Origin of the sequence: Streptococcus mitis, from assembly GCF_001579045.1 — a bacterium.
Lineage (GTDB): Bacteria > Bacillota > Bacilli > Lactobacillales > Streptococcaceae > Streptococcus > Streptococcus mitis_D.
The window spans coordinates 500,942-518,570 of the sequence record NZ_KQ970262.1 but is presented as its reverse complement, the minus strand read 5'-3'; the positions used below and the strand labels follow the sequence as shown (position 1 = coordinate 518,570).

Sequence of the window (17,629 nt, the reverse complement as noted above, 5' to 3'; positions counted from 1 at the left end):
TAAAATGAGCCAAATTTGGACTAAAGAAAAATTTATAAGTCAAGTCCATGGTGGAGTCATTGTTTCTTGTCAAGCTTTACCCGGTGAACCCCTTTATAATGAAGAATTTAGCTTGATGCCTTTTATGGCTAAAGCAGCTTTAGAGGCAGGAGCAGTGGGCATTCGCGCAAATTCTGTGCGTGATATTAAAGCAATTCAGAAAGTAGTAGATTTACCAATAATCGGAATTATCAAAAGAGATTATCCACCTCAAGAACCATATATTACTGCTACGATGAAAGAAGTAGATGAACTTGTAGGATGCGGAACAACAGTCATTGCATTTGATGCAACTTTAAGACCAAGATATGATGGCTTAGTTGTCAGTGAATTTATCAAAAAAATAAAAGAAAAATATCCTAATCAATTGTTGATGGCGGATGTAAGTAATTTTGATGAAGGTCTATATGCATTTAAATCAGGCGTTGATTTTGTTGGTACAACATTATCAGGGTACACAAGTACAAGTGTACAATCAGATGAGCCTGATTTTGAACTAATGAAAAAATTAGCTGATTTTAATATTCCGGTAATTGCCGAAGGAAAAATTCATTATCCAGAACAATTAAAAAAAGCTTATAGTTTAGGTGTTACCAGTGTTGTCATTGGTGGAGCGATTACACGTCCAAAAGAAATTGCTCAGCGATTTATTAATGTCATCAAATAAAAAACAATATAAAGGAGAAATCTGATGAAAGATTTAACTAAATACAAAGGCGTTATTCCTGCATTTTATGCTTGCTATGATGAAAATGGTGAAATTAGCCAAGAACGTGTAAAATCTCTGGTGCAATATTTCATTGACAAAGGTGTAAAAGGTATCTATGTAAATGGTTCTTCAGGCGAATGTATTTACCAAAGTGTAGAAGATCGTAAACAAATTATTGAAGCTGTTATGGAAGTTGCTAAAGGTAAATTAACAGTTATCAACCATGTTGCATGTAATAACACGAAAGATAGTATTGAATTGGCAAAACATTCAGAAAGTGTTGGAGTCGATGCTATTGCTGCTATCCCACCAATTTACTTCAAATTGCCAGAATATTCAATCGCAGCATATTGGAATGCAATGAGTGAAGCTGCGCCAAATACAGATTTTATCATTTATAATATTCCACAATTGGCAGGGGTTGCGTTGACTGGTAGTTTGTATGCAACAATGCGTCAAAATCCTCGTGTGATTGGAGTTAAAAATTCTTCTATGCCTGTACAAGATATTCAAATGTTTGTAGCTGCAGGTGGAGAAGATTACATTGTATTCAATGGTCCAGATGAACAATATCTTGGTGGTCGCTTGATGGGAGCAGAAGCTGGTATTGGTGGTACTTATGGCGTTATGCCAGATTTGTTCTTGAAATTGGAAAGTTTGATTCAAGAACGAGATTTAGATACTGCTAAAAAACTTCAATATGCTATCAATGAAGTTATCTATAAGATGGTATCAGGTAAGGCAAATATGTATGCTGTAGCAAAAGAGGTTTTGCGTCTAAATGAAAAACTTGATTTAGGTTCTGTTCGTCAACCCTTAGAAGCATTGGCAGAAGGTGACTTGGAAGTTGCAAAACAAGCAGCAGAACTTATTCAACAAGCACGAAAAGAATTTTTATAATAAATAAAATCAATATGGAGATATGTTATGGGCACAACAGGATTTACAATAATTGACTTAATTATCTTGATTGTTTATTTACTTGCGGTGTTGGTTGCAGGTATCTATTTCTCTAAAAAAGAAATGAAAGGAAAAGAGTTCTTTAAAGGAGATGGTTCTGTTCCTTGGTATGTTACTTCGGTATCCATTTTTGCCACAATGCTCAGTCCGATTTCCTTCTTGGGACTCGCTGGTAACTCTTATGCAGGTAGCTGGATTTTATGGTTTGCTCAATTAGGGATGGTTGTAGCTATTCCACTGACAATTCGTTTTATCTTACCTATCTTTGCACGGATAGACATCGATACGGCATATGATTACTTGGATAAACGTTTTAATTCTAAAGCACTTCGTATTATTTCAGCACTCTTGTTTATTATTTATCAATTGGGACGTATGTCTATCATTATGTACCTCCCATCAGCTGGTTTATCAGTATTGACAGGAATTGACATCAATATTTTGATTATTTTGATGGGTGCAATTGCAATTGTTTATTCTTATACTGGTGGTCTAAAATCCGTATTATGGACAGACTTTATTCAAGGTGTGGTTCTGATTAGTGGTGTCGTTGTAGCTTTATTTGTACTGATGGCTAATATTAAAGGTGGCTTTGGTGCAGTAGCAGAAACATTAGCAAACGGGAAATTCCTTGCTGCAAATGAAAAACTTTTCGATCCTAACTTGCTTTCAAACTCCATCTTCTTAATTGTGATGGGTTCAGGCTTTACAATCTTGTCTTCCTATGCTTCATCTCAAGATTTGGTTCAACGTTTTACTACAACACAAAATATTAAGAAACTTAATAAAATGTTGTTCACAAATGGAGTCTTGTCACTTGCAACTGCAACAGTCTTTTACTTGATCGGTACAGGCTTGTACGTATTCTATCAAGTACAAAATGCAGGTAGTGCAGCTAGCAATATCCCTCAAGACCAAATCTTTATGTACTTTATTGCATACCAGTTACCAGTAGGTGTCACAGGTTTGATCTTGGCAGCGATTTATGCAGCAGCTCAATCAACTATTTCAACAGGTTTGAACTCTGTTGCAACTTCATGGACATTGGATATTCAAGATGTCATTTCTAAAAATATGTCAGACGATCGTCGTACGAAAATTGCACAATTCGTATCTCTAGCAGTAGGTTTATTCTCAATTGTTGTTTCCATTATCATGGCTCATTCAGATATTAAATCTGCATACGAATGGTTCAATAGTTTCATGGGACTTGTACTTGGTCTACTTGGTGGTGTATTCATTCTTGGTTTTGTTTCTAAAAAAGCAAATAAACAAGGTGCTTATGCAGCGCTGATTGTATCAACCATCGTTATGGTATTTATTAAATACTTCCTTCCTCCAACAGCTGTTAGCTACTGGGCATATTCATTGATTTCAATTTCTGTATCAGTAGTGTCAGGTTATATTGTATCTGTTCTTACTGAAAATAAAGTATCTGCACCTAAATATACAACGATTCATGATATTTCAGAAATTAAAGCGGATTCAAGTTGGGAAGTTCGTCACTAGTCACTAATAGAAAAGAGAAAATAATATGATTATTTCTGAACAATCTGATTTTAGACGATATGCTTCTGTCAATAAACATTTTTCAAAAGTCTGTGATTTTTTAGAAAATACAAATTTGACAGATTTAGTTGATGGAAAAATTGATATTGATGGGGAAAATGTTTTTGCAAATTGTATGACTTATCTAGCTGATGGAGTTCCAGGAGATATTTTTGAAACTCATAAGAAATATTTAGATATTCATATTGTTGTTGAAAATACAGAAAAAATGGCAGTAACTTCCCCAGTTCGTGCTCAGTCACGTGTACCTTTTAGCGAAGAGAAGGATATTGCTTTTTACGATAGCAAAGACTATCAAATTGTTGAATTGCTTCCAGGGAATATGTTGGTGACTTTTGAAGAAGATCTTCACCAACCAAAGATTTATTGCAATGATGAAACTGTTAAAAAACTTGTTATCAAAGTTTTAAACGAGGAAAAATAAAATGAAAAAAAATATTAAACAATATGTAACCTTAGGTACTGTAGTGGTATTATCAGCATTTGTTGCTAACTCAGTTGCAGCTCAGGAGACTGAAACTTCTGAAGTATCAACACCAGAGTTGGTGCAACCTGTTGCACCAACGACTTCGATTTCGGAAGTACAACATAAATCGGGCAACTCTTCGGAAGTTACTGTACAACCTCGAACAGTTGAAACTACTGTTAAGGATCCATCTTCTACAGCGGATGCGATTTCGGGAGTACAACCTAAATCGGATAATTCTTCGGAAGTTACTGTACAACCTCGAACAGTCGAAACTACTGTTAAGGATCCATCTTCTACAGCGGAAGAAACTCCTGTCTTAGAAAAAAATAATGTTACTTTAACAGGGGGTGGAGAAAATGTTACTAATGAGTTAAAGGATAAATTTACTAGCGGTGACTTTACTGCAGTGATTAAGTACAATCAGTCTAGTGAGAAAGGTTTACAAGCTCTGTTTGGAATATCTAATTCTAAACCCGGTCAACAAAATAGTTATGTAGATGTGTTCCTTAAAGACAATGGTGAATTGGGAATGGAAGCGCGTGATACTTCTTCCAATAAAAATCACCTAGTATCCAGACCTGCTTCAGTTTGGGGTAAGTACAAACAAGAGGCTGTGACTAACACTGTTGCAGTAGTAGCAGATTCAGTCAAAAAAACATATTCTTTATATGCAAATGGTACAAAAGTAGTAGAAAAGAAAGTGGATAACTTCCTAAACATCAAGGATATTAAAGGTATTGATTACTATATGCTTGGGGGAGTGAAACGTGCAGGAAAAACGGCGTTTGGTTTTAACGGAACACTAGAAAATATCAAATTCTTTAATAGTGCATTGGATGAAGAAACTGTTAAAAAGATGACAACAAACGCTGTTACTGGACATTTAATTTATACGGCTAATGATACAACAGGTTCTAACTATTTCCGTATTCCAGTTCTGTATACTTTTAGCAATGGTCGGGTTTTTTCAAGCATTGACGCTCGTTACGGTGGAACTCATGATTTCTTGAATAAAATTAATATTGCTACAAGTTATAGTGATGATAATGGTAAGACATGGACTAAACCAAAATTAACATTGGCATTCGATGATTTTGCGCCAGTACCATTAGAATGGCCTCGTGATGTTGGTGGACGTGACTTACAAATCAGCGGTGGTGCAACCTATATTGACTCTGTTATTGTTGAAAAAAATAATAAACAAGTACTCATGTTTGCTGATGTTATGCCTGCTGGAGTAAGTTTTAGAGAAGCTACTAGAAAAGATTCTGGTTATAAACAAATTGATGGTAATTATTACCTTAAATTAAAGAAACAAGGTGATACTGATTATAATTATACTATTCGTGAGAATGGTACTGTATACGACGATCGTACCAACAGACCAACTGAATTTTCAGTAGATAAAAATTTCGGTATTAAACAAAATGGTAATTATTTGACGGTAGAGCAATATTCGGTTTCATTTGAAAATAATAAAAAGACTGAATATCGTAATGGGACTAAAGTCCATATGAATATCTTCTACAAAGATGCATTATTCAAAGTAGTGCCAACGAACTATATTGCATATATTTCTAGCAATGATCATGGCGAATCTTGGTCTGCACCAACTTTATTACCTCCTATAATGGGACTTAATCGGAATGCGCCTTATTTGGGTCCTGGACGTGGAATCATTGAAAGCTCAACTGGACGTATTCTTATTCCGTCTTACACTGGTAAAGAGTCTGCATTCATTTATAGTGACGATAACGGAGCGTCTTGGAAAGTTAAAGTTGTGCCACTTCCTTCTAGTTGGTCAGCAGAAGCACAATTTGTAGAATTGAGTCCAGGAGTAATTCAAGCATACATGCGTACAAATAATGGTAAAATTGCATATTTAACAAGTAAAGACGCAGGTACTACTTGGAGTGCGCCGGAATATTTGAATTTTGTTTCAAATCCAAGTTATGGAACACAATTATCAATCATCAATTATAGTCAATTGATTGATGGTAAAAAGGCTGTCATTTTAAGTACTCCAAACTCCACAAATGGTCGTAAACACGGACAAATTTCGATTGGTCTAATTAATGATGATAATACAATTGATTGGCGTTATCATCACGATGTTGATTATAGTAACTATGGATACTCATATTCAACATTGACAGAGTTACCAAATCATGAAATTGGATTGATGTTTGAAAAATTTGATTCATGGTCTCGTAATGAACTTCATATGAAAAATGTTGTACCATATGTAACATTTAAGATTGAAGATTTGAAAAAGAATTAAAGCTGAAATTTAAATATATTGAAAGAGGATAAAAATTATGGTAAATTACGGTATTGTTGGAGCTGGATATTTTGGAGCTGATTTGGCTCGCTCAATGAACAAAATTGAAGATGCAAAAGTGGTTGCGGTATTTGACCCAAATCATGGAGAAGAAGTTGCTCAAGAGTTGGGATCAGATGTTTGTGCAAGTTTAGATGAACTTGTAGCACGTGAAGATATTGATTGTGTGATCGTAGCTTCACCTAGCTACCTTCACCGTGAACCTGTTGTGAAAGCTGCTCAACATGGCAAACACGTATTTTGTGAAAAGCCAATTGCATTGTCTTATGAAGATTGTAAAGCCATGGTTGACGCATGTAAAGAAAATAATGTTATCTTTATGGCTGGTCACATCATGAACTTCTTTAATGGTGTACACCATGCTAAAGAATTGATTACTCAAGGTAAAATCGGTAAAGTTCTTTATTGCCATGCCGCTCGTACAGGTTGGGAAGAACAACAACCAACTGTATCATGGAAGAAACTTCGTTCTCAATCTGGAGGACATTTGTACCACCATATTCATGAATTAGATTGCATTCAGTTCATCATGGGAGGACTTCCTGAAAAAGCGACAATGGTAGGAGGTAATGTATATCATAAAGGTGAAAACTTTGGTGATGAAGATGATATGCTCATTGTAAACCTAGAATACTCTGATGATCGTTATGCTGTTTTGGAATATGGTAATGCTTTCCGTTGGGGTGAACACTACGTCTTGATTCAAGGAACTGAAGGAGCTATCAAACTTGACTTGTTCAATACTGGAGGTACTCTTCGTGTTAAAGGTGAAGGAGAATCACACTTCTTGGTACATGAAACTCAAGAGGAAGATGATGACCGTACAGCTATCTATACCGGTCGTGGTATGGATGGAGCAATTGCGTACGGTAAACCAGGAGTACGTTGCCCATTATGGTTACAAACATGTATTGATAAAGAAATGGAATATCTACATGACATCATTAAAGGTGGAGAAATTACAGAAGAATATGAAAAACTTCTCAATGGTGTAGCTGCTTTAGAATCAATCGCTACCGCTGATGCATGTACTTTATCAGTTAAAGAAGATCGAAAAGTAAGTCTTTCAGAAATCACAAATGCTTAACTATTGTAAAACAGAATAGTAAATTCTTGTCATTATATAATTTCTAAAGTTCTGTGATACAACTCATTGAATAAAGAAATAGAGATGGGACTGGGATAATGCCCAGTCCCATTTTTTATCAAAAAGTAATGAGATCAAAAATGTGGGAGTGATGAAATGAAGATTATAGGGATCGATATTGGCGGAACAACAATTAAGGCAGATTTATACGATGATTTTGGAACGAGTTTAAATCAGTTCAAAGAGATAGAAACAATTATTGACTATGATTTGGGAACGAACCAGATATTAAATCAGGTCTGTGATTTAATTGGTGAGTATATTTTAAATTATTCAATTGATGGTGTTGGGATTTCCACTGCTGGAGTTGTTAATGCTAATACAGGAGAAATCATCTATGCAGGCTATACAATACCAGGCTATATCGGAGTAAACTTTACTTCCGAAATAGAAAAACGTTTTGGGTTGTCTACTTTTGTTGAAAATGATGTTAATTGTGCTGCATTAGGTGAATTGTGGAAGGGACAAGCCAAAGATAAGAAAAATGTAGTAATGGTTACTATTGGAACAGGTATAGGAGGCAGTATTATTGTCAATGGACAAATTGTTAACGGATTTAACTATACTGCTGGTGAAGTAGGCTATATTCCTGTAGGTAATTCGGATTGGCAAAGCAAAGCCTCAACAACCGCATTGATTCATTTATATCAAAAGAAGAGCTTGAAAACTAATCAAACTGGACGCACTTTCTTTACTGATTTAAGTTCTGGAGATAAAATCGCTAAAGAAACTTTTGAAATTTTTGTAGAAAATCTAACAAAAGGTTTATTAACTATTTCTTATCTACTTAATCCAGAAATTCTCATATTAGGAGGTGGGATTCTGGCTAAAAAGGATATTTTGTTACCTGAAATTCAAAGTTCTTTAGCTAAAAATGTAATGGATAATAGGTTTTTGCCTAAAAATGTTGTAGCAGCTACATTAGGAAATGAAGCTGGTCGTATAGGTGCTGTAAAAAATTTCTTAGATAGAATTTCTAATAAATAGTGTGAAAGATAAGGAGGTGTCACAATGACTAACTCTGTATTTTCGACAATGCAAGATATTGAGAATGTTGCAACCGATATTATAAAATCATATGATAATGAGATTTATACGTATAAAGCTGTCTCCCAAAAAGAATTGGAAAAACTAGAAAAAAGTTATGATGAAAAAAGTCACGAAGAATTAATTTCAATAGAAAGCAATTTAGAAATGAAACAACAGAACCTCATTGATGAGGTTAATAAAACAATCAAGGAAAATGATGCAAAGATTCAGTATATTTCATCAAGTAGGAGAGGAGAATTTGTAGAAAAAATTATTGGTAGGGTGGTAGAAAAATATGGCTATTAGTCAGATGAAAAGAATTTCTCTACTATTTACTAAGAGTAGTCTTGATGATGTTTTAAAAACTATTCAAGAACTAGAGTCAGTGCAGTTCCGTGATTTAAAGGTTCAGGATAACTGGTCAGAAGCTCTAGAAAAAGATGAGGTTGTATTTCCAACTATTCAAATTTCTCATACTTCTAATTCCAATCATGGGGTTATTGAAGGAAATGATGCCTTGACTTATTTGTTGAATAAACAACAACATTTGGAAGCAACTGTAGAGAAATTACAAGAATACCTACCGAAAGAAAACACGTTTAAGTTATTACAGCAACCTCCGATAACAACCTCTTATGAAGAATTAGAAAAATTTGGTAAAGCTAATGTTGCTGAAGGTGTTCTTAAAAAAGTGAATGATCAAATAAACAGAGTTCATGAATTAGAAAGAAACATTCAAAGTAATAATGAGGAAATAGAGAGATTAATAAAGTGGGAAAAATTAGAAATTGTTCCTGCGCATTTAGAACAATTTTCTTTCTGTAGAGGAAAAGTCGGAACAATTCCAAGGACTGTAGATAATCGCTTATACAATAATTTTTTAGAAAACAATATCGAAGTTCAAGAAATATTTTCTAATGATAGAGAGTACGGTGTTGTTGTTTTCTATCAGTCCAGTTGCTCTATTGATTTTGATGACTACTTATTTGAACCATTTGATTATTCTAGAAAAGAATTACCGAAGCAGCGAGTAGTAGATTTGGATCAAGAAAACATGCAGTTAATAACTGAAAAAGAGAATATTATCGCATCGTTGCAAGATTCAAAGAAAAATTTGATAGATTTACAATGGCAAATTGACTATATTTTATCTATCTATGCTCGTCAAATCTCTAAGAATAACCTTTTGAGCACTCCGCATCTAGTTGCATTAGAAGGATGGATAGAAGAAACTCGTATTTTATATTTTATAAAAGTTATGGATGAGCGTTTTGGACATTCTATTTATATTTATGAATCGGAAACATTGTCGGATAATCAAGATGAAATACCTATCAAATTAACGAATCACTCTTTAATTGAACCATTTGAATTATTGACAGAAATGTATGCTCTGCCCAAATATTATGAGAAAGATCCTACACCTGTATTAGCACCATTTTACTTTACATTTTTTGGAATGATGGTTGCTGATTTAGGCTATGGTTTACTATTGTTTTTAGGAACAATGTTAGCATTAAAAATTTTTCATCTACCTTCAGTAACTAAGAGATTTTTAAAATTCTTTAATATATTAGGGGTAGCCGTTGCAATTTGGGGTGGAATCTATGGCTCATTTTTTGGATATGAGTTGCCATTTCATCTGATATCTACAACCTCGGATGTCATGACTATATTAGTAGTGTCAGTTGTGTTTGGATTTATTACAGTATTTGTAGGTTTGTTAGCTTCAGGACTACAAAAAGTAAGAATGAAGAAATATGCAGAAGCATATAATTCAGGATTTGCGTGGTGTGTTATTCTGCTTGGCTTGTTATTTATTGCTGTCGGAATGTTGATGCCTGATATTAGACCGTTATTTGTATTAGGGAAATGGGTATCTATTTTTAATGCTGTGGGGATTTTGATTGTTTCTATTATTCAAGCCAAAAGCTTGTCAGGTATTGGATCAGGATTGTTTAATCTATATAATATTTCATCTTATATAGGTGATTTAGTTAGTTTCACTCGATTGATGGCATTAGGATTATCTGGAGCAAGTATAGCATCAGCTTTCAATTTAATTGTTGGTTTGTTTCCGGGGACATTGGCTAAACTGACAATTGGATTAGTATTATTCATTCTTTTACATGCGATCAATATTTTTCTATCGTTACTATCAGGATATGTTCATGGAGCACGTCTGATATTTGTTGAATTTTTTGGTAAGTTTTATGAGGGTGGAGGAAAACCATTTCAACCTTTGAAGGCTTCTGAGAAATATATTAAGGTTATTACAAAGAATTAATGGAGGATATATATAATGGAACATTTAGCAACTTATTTTTCAACCTATGGAGGAGCTTTCTTCGCTGCATTGGGAATTGTATTGGCGGTTGGATTAAGCGGTATGGGGTCTGCTTATGGAGTTGGTAAGGCTGGGCAATCTGCCGCAGCTTTACTGAAAGAACAGCCAGAAAAATTTGCCTCAGCTTTGATATTGCAACTACTGCCCGGAACACAAGGATTATATGGTTTTGTTATTGGAATTTTAATTTGGTTGCAATTAACTCCAGAACTTCCTTTGGAAAAAGGCGTTGCTTATTTCTTTGTAGCTCTTCCAATTGCTATTGTAGGATACTTTTCGGCTAAGCATCAAGGAAATGTAGCAGTAGCGGGAATGCAAATCTTGGCTAAAAGACCAAAAGAATTCATGAAGGGAGCAATTTTGGCTGCCATGGTAGAAACCTATGCAATTCTTGCCTTTGTCGTATCATTCATTTTGACCCTTCGTGTATAAGAAATTAATTTGCTATTCAAAGGAGGTGTCTAAATGAGCAATTTAGAAAACTTACGAGAATCTGTTATTGAACAAGCTCATGAAAAAGGGCGTATGAAATTATTGGATTCCAAAAAGAAGATTGATGATGAATTTGAAATGCAAAAGTCGATCATTGTAAAGAAAAAAGAAGCTGAACATGAACGAAAGTTAAAAGATTTACAGCAGAAATATCAAATAATTTTTCAACAATTAAAAAATAAGGAACGCCAATCAACGTTAGTATCAAAACAGAAAATATTAAAAGAACTTTTTCAATCTGCTTTAATAGAAATGGAATCTTGGAATGCAGATAAAGAAATGGAGTTCATCTATCGAATTCTGGAACGATATTCACAACAAGAGGTCATAGTAACTTTTGGGGAGCGGACTTTAGCTAAATTCAATTTGGAACAATTAGAGAAATTGAAATTCTCTTTTCCAAATCATTTATTTAGTGAACAGCCTGTCTCAAATGAATCAGGCTTACTTATTTCAATAGGTAAAATTGATGATAACTATTTGTATAAAACATTAATTGGTTCGATTTCTAAGGAAGAAAGTTCAAGTATCGCAAATCAAATTTTTATCAATTAAGGATGAAATTGGTTAATCCTTCTTAGAAATTTGGAGTATTCCAATAAAATTAGAAAGGTATTTTATGGATACTAATCTTTTTTCAAAAATAAATACGACGATTTCGGTAAAAGAAAACGATTTTATTACAGAAGAAAAATTTCAAAAAATTATACAATCCAAAGATACGGAGACATTGGCATTTATCTTAGAAGCAACTCCCTATCATTTATCTATTGACGTTTTAGAAAATCCTAGTCAGACAGAGATTTCGCTAATGACAAAATTAGTCAATGATTATAGATGGGCCTATGCTGAAAGTCCGTCTGATAAAATTGTGACTTTATTTGCTTTACGATATGTTTATCATAATATCAAAGTTTTATTAAAATCTAAGGCGGCAATTAAGAAAGATTTTTCTAAATTATTAATTCCAATAGGGATTTTTGATATAGAAAGTTTAAAACATTTAGTTTCTTCCTTACATTCAGATACACTTCCTGATTTTATGGTTCATGAAGTAGAATCAATTTGGAATGAGTATGAAACTTTTAATAATATTCGTGTACTTGATGTCGGAGCTGATCTAGCATATTTTAAACATCTGAAACTTTTATCTAATGAGTTAGGTGGGGTGCTGTCTCAGGTTATTGTTGCAATGATTGACTTTTATAATATTATTACTGTAAAACGTGGTTTATCTCAAAATAAGAGTCATGGGGATATTTTACAATTACTTTCAGATGAAGGAAGTATTTCTGCTAAAGAATTTATATACATTGTAGAAAATCAAGAAATATTTGTGTGGTTCAATAAAATAAATCTAAGCTTAGATTCAATCTTTTCAACTTACGAATTGAAGATGCAGGACGCAACAATTTCATCTTCTGAGTTAGAATTTTTATGTGATTTACTATTGTATAAAACTTTAGATCAAGGAAGGTATAATGTAGATGGGCCGTTAGTTCTTGCTAGATATTTATTGGGATGTGAGTTTGAAGTAAAGAATCTTAGAATGATCATATCAGCTCTTCAAAATACAATTCCTTTTGAATCAATAAAAGAAAGGATACGCCCGCATTATGGAAGCTAATAAGTATAAAATTGGCATAATTGGTAGCTATGATATTATTTTACCCTTTAGCATGATTGGGTTTGATATATTTCCTGCCTATCAAGAACAAGAAGCTACAAATACTCTAAGAAAATTAGCTCAATCTGATTATGGTGTCATTTATATCACTGAAGACATTGCTTCAATGATATTAGATACAATTCGCCATTATGATTCTCAAGTTGTGCCTGCTATTATTTTATTACCGACTCATAAACAAGGTTTAAATTTAGGATTAAAACGTATAGAGGATAATGTAGAGAAAGCAGTAGGACACAATATTTTATAATAATGTACAAAATTGTCTGTAATATTATTCTATAATTTTTGGACTTAGTAAGGAGAATAACTTTGACTCAAGGGAAGATTATAAAAGTATCGGGACCTCTAGTTATTGCATCAGGTATGCAGGAGGCTAATATTCAAGATATTTGCCGTGTAGGTAAGCTAGGGTTAATCGGTGAAATTATTGAAATGAGAAGAGATCAGGCATCTATCCAAGTCTATGAAGAAACATCTGGTCTTGGTCCGGGAGAACCTGTTGTTACAACTGGAGAACCTCTCTCGGTTGAATTAGGGCCAGGATTGATTTCTCAAATGTTTGATGGCATACAACGCCCATTAGATCGATTTAAATTGGCTACTCATAATGATTTTCTAGTTCGTGGGGTAGAAGTTCCAAGTTTGGATAGAGATATTAAGTGGCATTTTGATTCCACTATAGCAATTGGTCAAAAAGTGAGTACGGGTGATATTCTTGGAACTGTCAAGGAAACCGAGGTAGTTAATCATAAAATTATGGTTCCTTATGGAGTATCTGGAGAAGTCGTTTCTATCTCATCTGGCGATTTTACAATTGATGAAGTTGTATATGAAATAAAAAAATTGGACGGTAGTTTCTATAAAGGAACGCTTATGCAAAAATGGCCTGTCCGCAAGGCGCGTCCTGTTTCTAAACGTTTAATTCCAGAAGAACCATTAATCACAGGTCAACGAGTTATTGATACATTCTTTCCAGTAACCAAAGGGGGAGCTGCAGCAGTTCCTGGACCGTTTGGAGCAGGAAAGACAGTTGTACAACACCAAGTAGCTAAATTTGCCAATGTTGATATTGTTATTTATGTTGGTTGTGGAGAACGTGGAAATGAAATGACGGATGTACTGAATGAGTTTCCTGAGTTGATTGACCCTAATACCGGACAATCAATTATGCAACGGACAGTTCTGATTGCTAATACTTCAAATATGCCTGTTGCTGCTCGTGAGGCTTCAATTTATACAGGAATTACCATGGCTGAGTATTTTCGTGATATGGGCTACTCTGTCGCCATTATGGCTGATTCAACTTCACGTTGGGCAGAAGCGCTACGTGAAATGTCAGGACGTCTAGAAGAAATGCCTGGTGATGAGGGTTATCCTGCTTATCTGGGAAGTCGTATCTCTGAATATTATGAAAGAGCAGGACGTTCTCAGGTTCTAGGGCTTCCAGAACGTGAAGGAACGATTACTGCTATTGGAGCTGTATCGCCACCTGGTGGAGATATTTCAGAACCAGTTACTCAAAACACTTTACGGATTGTGAAAGTTTTTTGGGGGCTTGATGCTCCGTTGGCACAGCGACGTCATTTTCCTGCAATTAACTGGCTTACATCTTATTCACTATATAAAGACAGTGTGGGCACTTATATAGATGGTAAAGAGAAGACAGATTGGAATAGTAAAATAACTCGTGCGATGAACTACTTACAACGGGAATCTAGTTTAGAGGAAATTGTTCGTCTTGTTGGGATTGATTCTCTGTCTGATAATGAACGACTAACGATGGAAATTGCTAAACAAATTCGAGAAGATTATTTGCAACAGAACGCTTTTGATTCGGTAGATACATTCACTTCGTTTGCAAAACAAGAAGCAATGCTAAGTAATATCCTAACTTTTGCTGATCAGGCAAATCATGCTTTAGAGTTGGGTTCTTACTTTACAGAGATTATGGAAGGTACCGTGGCAGTTCGAGACCGTATGGCGAGAAGTAAATATGTTTCAGAAGATAGATTAGATGAAATCAAAATTATATCAAATGAGATTACACATCAAATTCATTTGATATTAGAAACAGGAGGTCTATAAATGAGTGTTATAAAAGAATACAGAACTGCTAGTGAAGTTGTTGGGCCTCTTATGATTGTTGAACAAGTAAATAATGTGTCTTACAATGAGTTAGTTGAAATTCAACTTCATAATGGAGAAATTCGTCGTGGACAAGTTTTAGAAATCCACGAAGATAAAGCAATGGTTCAGCTTTTTGAAGGATCTAGTGGAATAAATTTAGAAAAGTCTAAAATTCGTTTTGCTGGTCATGCATTAGAATTGGCTGTATCTGAGGATATGGTTGGTCGTATTTTTAATGGGATGGGAAAACCAATTGATGGTGGACCAGATTTAATTCCAGAGAAATATTTAGATATTGATGGTCAAGCTATTAATCCTGTATCTAGAGATTATCCAGATGAATTTATTCAGACAGGGATCTCCTCTATTGATCATTTGAATACTCTTGTACGTGGTCAAAAATTACCAGTATTTTCAGGTTCGGGCTTACCTCATAATGAATTAGCTGCTCAGATAGCAAGACAAGCGACTGTTTTAAATTCTGATGAAAATTTTGCGGTTGTATTTGCAGCAATGGGTATTACTTTTGAAGAAGCTGAGTTTTTTATGGAAGAACTCAGAAAAACAGGAGCAATCGATCGTTCGGTTTTATTTATGAACTTGGCAAATGATCCTGCAATTGAGCGTATTGCAACTCCCCGCATTGCTTTAACTGCGGCAGAGTATCTAGCTTTTGAAAAAGATATGCACGTTCTAGTTATCATGACGGATATGACTAACTATTGTGAAGCGTTACGTGAAGTCTCGGCAGCTCGCCGTGAAGTTCCAGGGAGACGAGGCTATCCGGGATATTTATATACAAATTTATCAACTCTATACGAAAGGGCTGGTCGCTTAGTTGGTAAAAAAGGTTCGGTGACACAGATTCCTATTTTAACAATGCCAGAAGATGACATAACACATCCAATTCCTGATTTAACTGGATACATTACTGAAGGGCAAATTATTTTGTCGCATGAGTTGTATAATCAAGGTTATCGTCCACCAATCAATGTTTTACCTTCTCTCTCTCGATTAAAAGATAAGGGATCTGGAGAAGGTAAAACTCGTGGAGATCATGCTCCAACTATGAATCAACTGTTTGCAGCCTATGCCCAAGGGAAAAAGGTTGAAGAGTTAGCAGTAGTATTAGGAGAATCGGCTTTATCTGATGTAGATAAATTGTATGTGAGGTTTACAAAGCGTTTTGAAGAAGAGTACATAAACCAAGGATTTTATAAAAATCGAAATATAGAAGATACGTTGAATCTTGGGTGGGAATTACTATCAATTCTTCCTAGAACAGAGTTAAAACGTATCAAAGATGATTTGCTTGATAAATACTTACCTTTGGTAGAAGTTTAATCCGGAAATGGAGTGATTATCGATGGTACGTTTGAATGTAAAACCAACTCGTATGGAATTGAATAACTTAAAGGAACGTTTGAAAACAGCTGAACGTGGACATAAGTTATTAAAGGATAAAAGAGATGAATTGATGAGGCGATTTATTTCTTTGATTCGTGAGAATAATCAACTTCGGAAAGAAGTAGAAAGTTATCTAATTGATAATCTAAAATCCTTTGCAGTTGCTAAATCATTAAAGAATTCTCAAATGGTGGAGGAATTATTTTCAATTCCATCGAAAGAAATTGAATTATTTGTTGAGAAAGAAAATATCATGAGTGTAACAGTTCCTAGAATGCATATGAATATTACTTCTCAAAATGAGAACAGTGAATACAGCTATTTATCTTCTAATAGTGAAATGGATGATGTATTTGCTACAATGAATAGTTTAATTGATAAATTACTAAGACTGGCAGAAGTTGAAAAAACGTGTCAGTTAATGGCTGATGAAATAGAAAAAACACGTAGACGTGTAAATGGTTTAGAATACTCGATTATTCCAAACTTGTCGGAAACTATTCATTATATAGAATTGAAACTAGAGGAGGCAGAAAGAGCCAATTTAGTTCGTATTATGAAAGTGAAGTAGATCCTTTATTTAGATTATTAATTAGATGAACAAATATCAGCTTGGATAAGGCTTTAAGCCTTTCTAAGCTTTTTTATTGACAGTATCAGGATATCTTTTTCAAAATTTTGGTTTGTTAGATAATGAAAATGTTTCTACTAATCTAGATTTAGGATTAGTAAATCTTAAATGTAATTATATAGAAAAAGATAAGTTAAAAAAAGATGTATTAGCAAGAGTTGGTCTAACTCATATTCATCTGGAACAAAAGATATATGAATTGTCTGGCGGTGAAGCACAACGTGTTGCTTTAGCGAAAATCATTCTTAAAAATCCACCATTAATACTTGCGGATGAGTTGACTGCATCGCTCGATCCTACGACTTCACAAGGAATTATGAAATTATTATTAGATTTGAAAAATGAAAATCGTCTAATCATCATTGCAACTCATAATCCCGATATTTGGAATCAAGCAGATGAAGTTATAAATTTAAATCAATTATAGTTACAGTCAATAGATATCTTCTATATTTTAAAGTTATTTTATCTGAATCCGTAAAAGCAGTTCAATCTTGTACTGCTTTTTTCTTTTACGACTTACGCTGTTTGGTTTCATGAGCAAGCCCCTCAAAGTGAACTAATAACAAATCATGAGAAGTGATAGTGATGAAATTTCTGTAACGGATGTAGAGCGAATTGCTGAACCATTAAATGAGTATCTCTCGAAGTAGATGCGTCTATTTTGACTTC

General features: G+C 34.3%; 16 protein-coding genes and 1 pseudogene. All 17 read left to right on the top strand.

Features of this window, described 5'->3' with window-relative positions:
- The first annotated feature begins 4 nt into the window (after nucleotides 1-4).
- Nucleotides 5-706, top strand: coding sequence for an N-acetylmannosamine-6-phosphate 2-epimerase (locus tag SMIDD28_RS05605; protein ID WP_000078474.1), 702 nt, complete (start codon nucleotides 5-7; stop codon nucleotides 704-706).
- A gap of 24 nt (nucleotides 707-730) precedes the next feature.
- Nucleotides 731-1,648 (top strand): N-acetylneuraminate lyase, encoded by a 918-nt coding sequence (locus SMIDD28_RS05600; RefSeq protein ID WP_045611612.1) that lies wholly within the window; start codon nucleotides 731-733, stop codon nucleotides 1,646-1,648.
- 27 nt (nucleotides 1,649-1,675) lie between these two features.
- Entirely contained in the window at nucleotides 1,676-3,217 is a 1,542-nt protein-coding gene (locus tag SMIDD28_RS05595; protein ID WP_045611610.1) for a sodium:solute symporter family protein, read from the top strand.
- Between the two features lie 25 nt (nucleotides 3,218-3,242).
- Nucleotides 3,243-3,701, top strand: a complete 459-nt coding sequence (locus SMIDD28_RS05590; protein WP_000587141.1) for a NanQ anomerase/TabA/YiaL family protein — start codon at nucleotides 3,243-3,245, stop codon at nucleotides 3,699-3,701.
- A 1-nt stretch (nucleotide 3,702) separates the two neighbouring features.
- Entirely contained in the window at nucleotides 3,703-6,027 is a 2,325-nt protein-coding gene (locus tag SMIDD28_RS05585) for a sialidase family protein (protein WP_061425197.1), read from the top strand.
- 37 nt (nucleotides 6,028-6,064) lie between these two features.
- Nucleotides 6,065-7,174 (top strand): Gfo/Idh/MocA family protein, encoded by a 1,110-nt coding sequence (locus tag SMIDD28_RS05580; protein WP_000248712.1) that lies wholly within the window; start codon nucleotides 6,065-6,067, stop codon nucleotides 7,172-7,174.
- 156 nt (nucleotides 7,175-7,330) lie between these two features.
- Nucleotides 7,331-8,221 carry an ROK family protein gene (locus tag SMIDD28_RS05575; protein ID WP_045611605.1) on the top strand — a complete coding sequence of 297 codons (891 nt, stop codon included), beginning with the start codon at nucleotides 7,331-7,333 and terminating at the stop codon, nucleotides 8,219-8,221.
- Nucleotides 8,222-8,245: 24 nt separating this feature from the next.
- Nucleotides 8,246-8,569 (top strand): hypothetical protein, encoded by a 324-nt coding sequence (locus SMIDD28_RS05570; RefSeq protein ID WP_000185368.1) that lies wholly within the window; start codon nucleotides 8,246-8,248, stop codon nucleotides 8,567-8,569.
- Nucleotides 8,559-10,550: a V-type ATP synthase subunit I gene (locus tag SMIDD28_RS05565; RefSeq protein ID WP_045611603.1), complete on the top strand. Its 1,992-nt coding sequence runs from the start codon at nucleotides 8,559-8,561 to the stop codon at nucleotides 10,548-10,550. The genes SMIDD28_RS05570 and SMIDD28_RS05565 overlap by 11 nt, the downstream gene beginning before the upstream one ends.
- A 15-nt stretch (nucleotides 10,551-10,565) precedes the next feature.
- Nucleotides 10,566-11,042, top strand: coding sequence for a V-type ATP synthase subunit K (locus SMIDD28_RS11640; protein ID WP_000400484.1), 477 nt, complete (start codon nucleotides 10,566-10,568; stop codon nucleotides 11,040-11,042).
- Nucleotides 11,043-11,075: 33 nt separating this feature from the next.
- Nucleotides 11,076-11,657, top strand: coding sequence for a hypothetical protein (locus SMIDD28_RS05555; RefSeq protein ID WP_045611601.1), 582 nt, complete (start codon nucleotides 11,076-11,078; stop codon nucleotides 11,655-11,657).
- 64 nt (nucleotides 11,658-11,721) lie between these two features.
- Complete coding sequence (locus SMIDD28_RS05550) at nucleotides 11,722-12,729, top strand: V-type ATPase subunit (RefSeq protein WP_045611600.1); 1,008 nt, start codon at nucleotides 11,722-11,724, stop codon at nucleotides 12,727-12,729.
- Complete coding sequence (locus SMIDD28_RS05545) at nucleotides 12,719-13,039, top strand: V-type ATP synthase subunit F (protein ID WP_045611598.1); 321 nt, start codon at nucleotides 12,719-12,721, stop codon at nucleotides 13,037-13,039. Before SMIDD28_RS05550 ends, SMIDD28_RS05545 begins: the two co-directional genes overlap by 11 nt.
- Before the next feature lie 62 nt (nucleotides 13,040-13,101).
- Entirely contained in the window at nucleotides 13,102-14,877 is a 1,776-nt protein-coding gene (locus tag SMIDD28_RS05540; protein WP_045611596.1) for a V-type ATP synthase subunit A, read from the top strand.
- Nucleotides 14,878-16,263: a V-type ATP synthase subunit B gene (locus SMIDD28_RS05535; protein ID WP_000111248.1), complete on the top strand. Its 1,386-nt coding sequence runs from the start codon at nucleotides 14,878-14,880 to the stop codon at nucleotides 16,261-16,263.
- Between the two features lie 22 nt (nucleotides 16,264-16,285).
- Nucleotides 16,286-16,897, top strand: a complete 612-nt coding sequence (locus SMIDD28_RS05530; protein WP_000251932.1) for a V-type ATP synthase subunit D — start codon at nucleotides 16,286-16,288, stop codon at nucleotides 16,895-16,897.
- Nucleotides 16,898-16,985: 88 nt separating this feature from the next.
- Nucleotides 16,986-17,384, top strand: a pseudogene (locus SMIDD28_RS05525) (ATP-binding cassette domain-containing protein); the annotation flags it as partial.
- Nucleotides 17,385-17,629: the final 245 nt, after the last annotated feature.

What these genes read in the sequence shown, in the direction of transcription:
- SMIDD28_RS05545 (WP_045611598.1), top strand. Translation starts at nt 12,719, where the DNA reads ATGGAAGCTAATAAGTATAAAATTGGCATAATTGGTAGCTATGATATT.
- SMIDD28_RS05580 (WP_000248712.1), top strand. Translation starts at nt 6,065, where the DNA reads ATGGTAAATTACGGTATTGTTGGAGCTGGATATTTTGGAGCTGATTTG.
- SMIDD28_RS05555 (WP_045611601.1), top strand. Translation starts at nt 11,076, where the DNA reads ATGAGCAATTTAGAAAACTTACGAGAATCTGTTATTGAACAAGCTCAT.
- SMIDD28_RS05590 (WP_000587141.1), top strand. Translation starts at nt 3,243, where the DNA reads ATGATTATTTCTGAACAATCTGATTTTAGACGATATGCTTCTGTCAAT.
- SMIDD28_RS05575 (WP_045611605.1), top strand. Translation starts at nt 7,331, where the DNA reads ATGAAGATTATAGGGATCGATATTGGCGGAACAACAATTAAGGCAGAT.
- SMIDD28_RS05585 (WP_061425197.1), top strand. Translation starts at nt 3,703, where the DNA reads ATGAAAAAAAATATTAAACAATATGTAACCTTAGGTACTGTAGTGGTA.
- SMIDD28_RS05565 (WP_045611603.1), top strand. Translation starts at nt 8,559, where the DNA reads ATGGCTATTAGTCAGATGAAAAGAATTTCTCTACTATTTACTAAGAGT.
- SMIDD28_RS05550 (WP_045611600.1), top strand. Translation starts at nt 11,722, where the DNA reads ATGGATACTAATCTTTTTTCAAAAATAAATACGACGATTTCGGTAAAA.
- SMIDD28_RS05570 (WP_000185368.1), top strand. Translation starts at nt 8,246, where the DNA reads ATGACTAACTCTGTATTTTCGACAATGCAAGATATTGAGAATGTTGCA.
- SMIDD28_RS11640 (WP_000400484.1), top strand. Translation starts at nt 10,566, where the DNA reads ATGGAACATTTAGCAACTTATTTTTCAACCTATGGAGGAGCTTTCTTC.
- SMIDD28_RS05605 (WP_000078474.1), top strand. Translation starts at nt 5, where the DNA reads ATGAGCCAAATTTGGACTAAAGAAAAATTTATAAGTCAAGTCCATGGT.
- SMIDD28_RS05535 (WP_000111248.1), top strand. Translation starts at nt 14,878, where the DNA reads ATGAGTGTTATAAAAGAATACAGAACTGCTAGTGAAGTTGTTGGGCCT.
- SMIDD28_RS05530 (WP_000251932.1), top strand. Translation starts at nt 16,286, where the DNA reads ATGGTACGTTTGAATGTAAAACCAACTCGTATGGAATTGAATAACTTA.
- SMIDD28_RS05595 (WP_045611610.1), top strand. Translation starts at nt 1,676, where the DNA reads ATGGGCACAACAGGATTTACAATAATTGACTTAATTATCTTGATTGTT.
- SMIDD28_RS05600 (WP_045611612.1), top strand. Translation starts at nt 731, where the DNA reads ATGAAAGATTTAACTAAATACAAAGGCGTTATTCCTGCATTTTATGCT.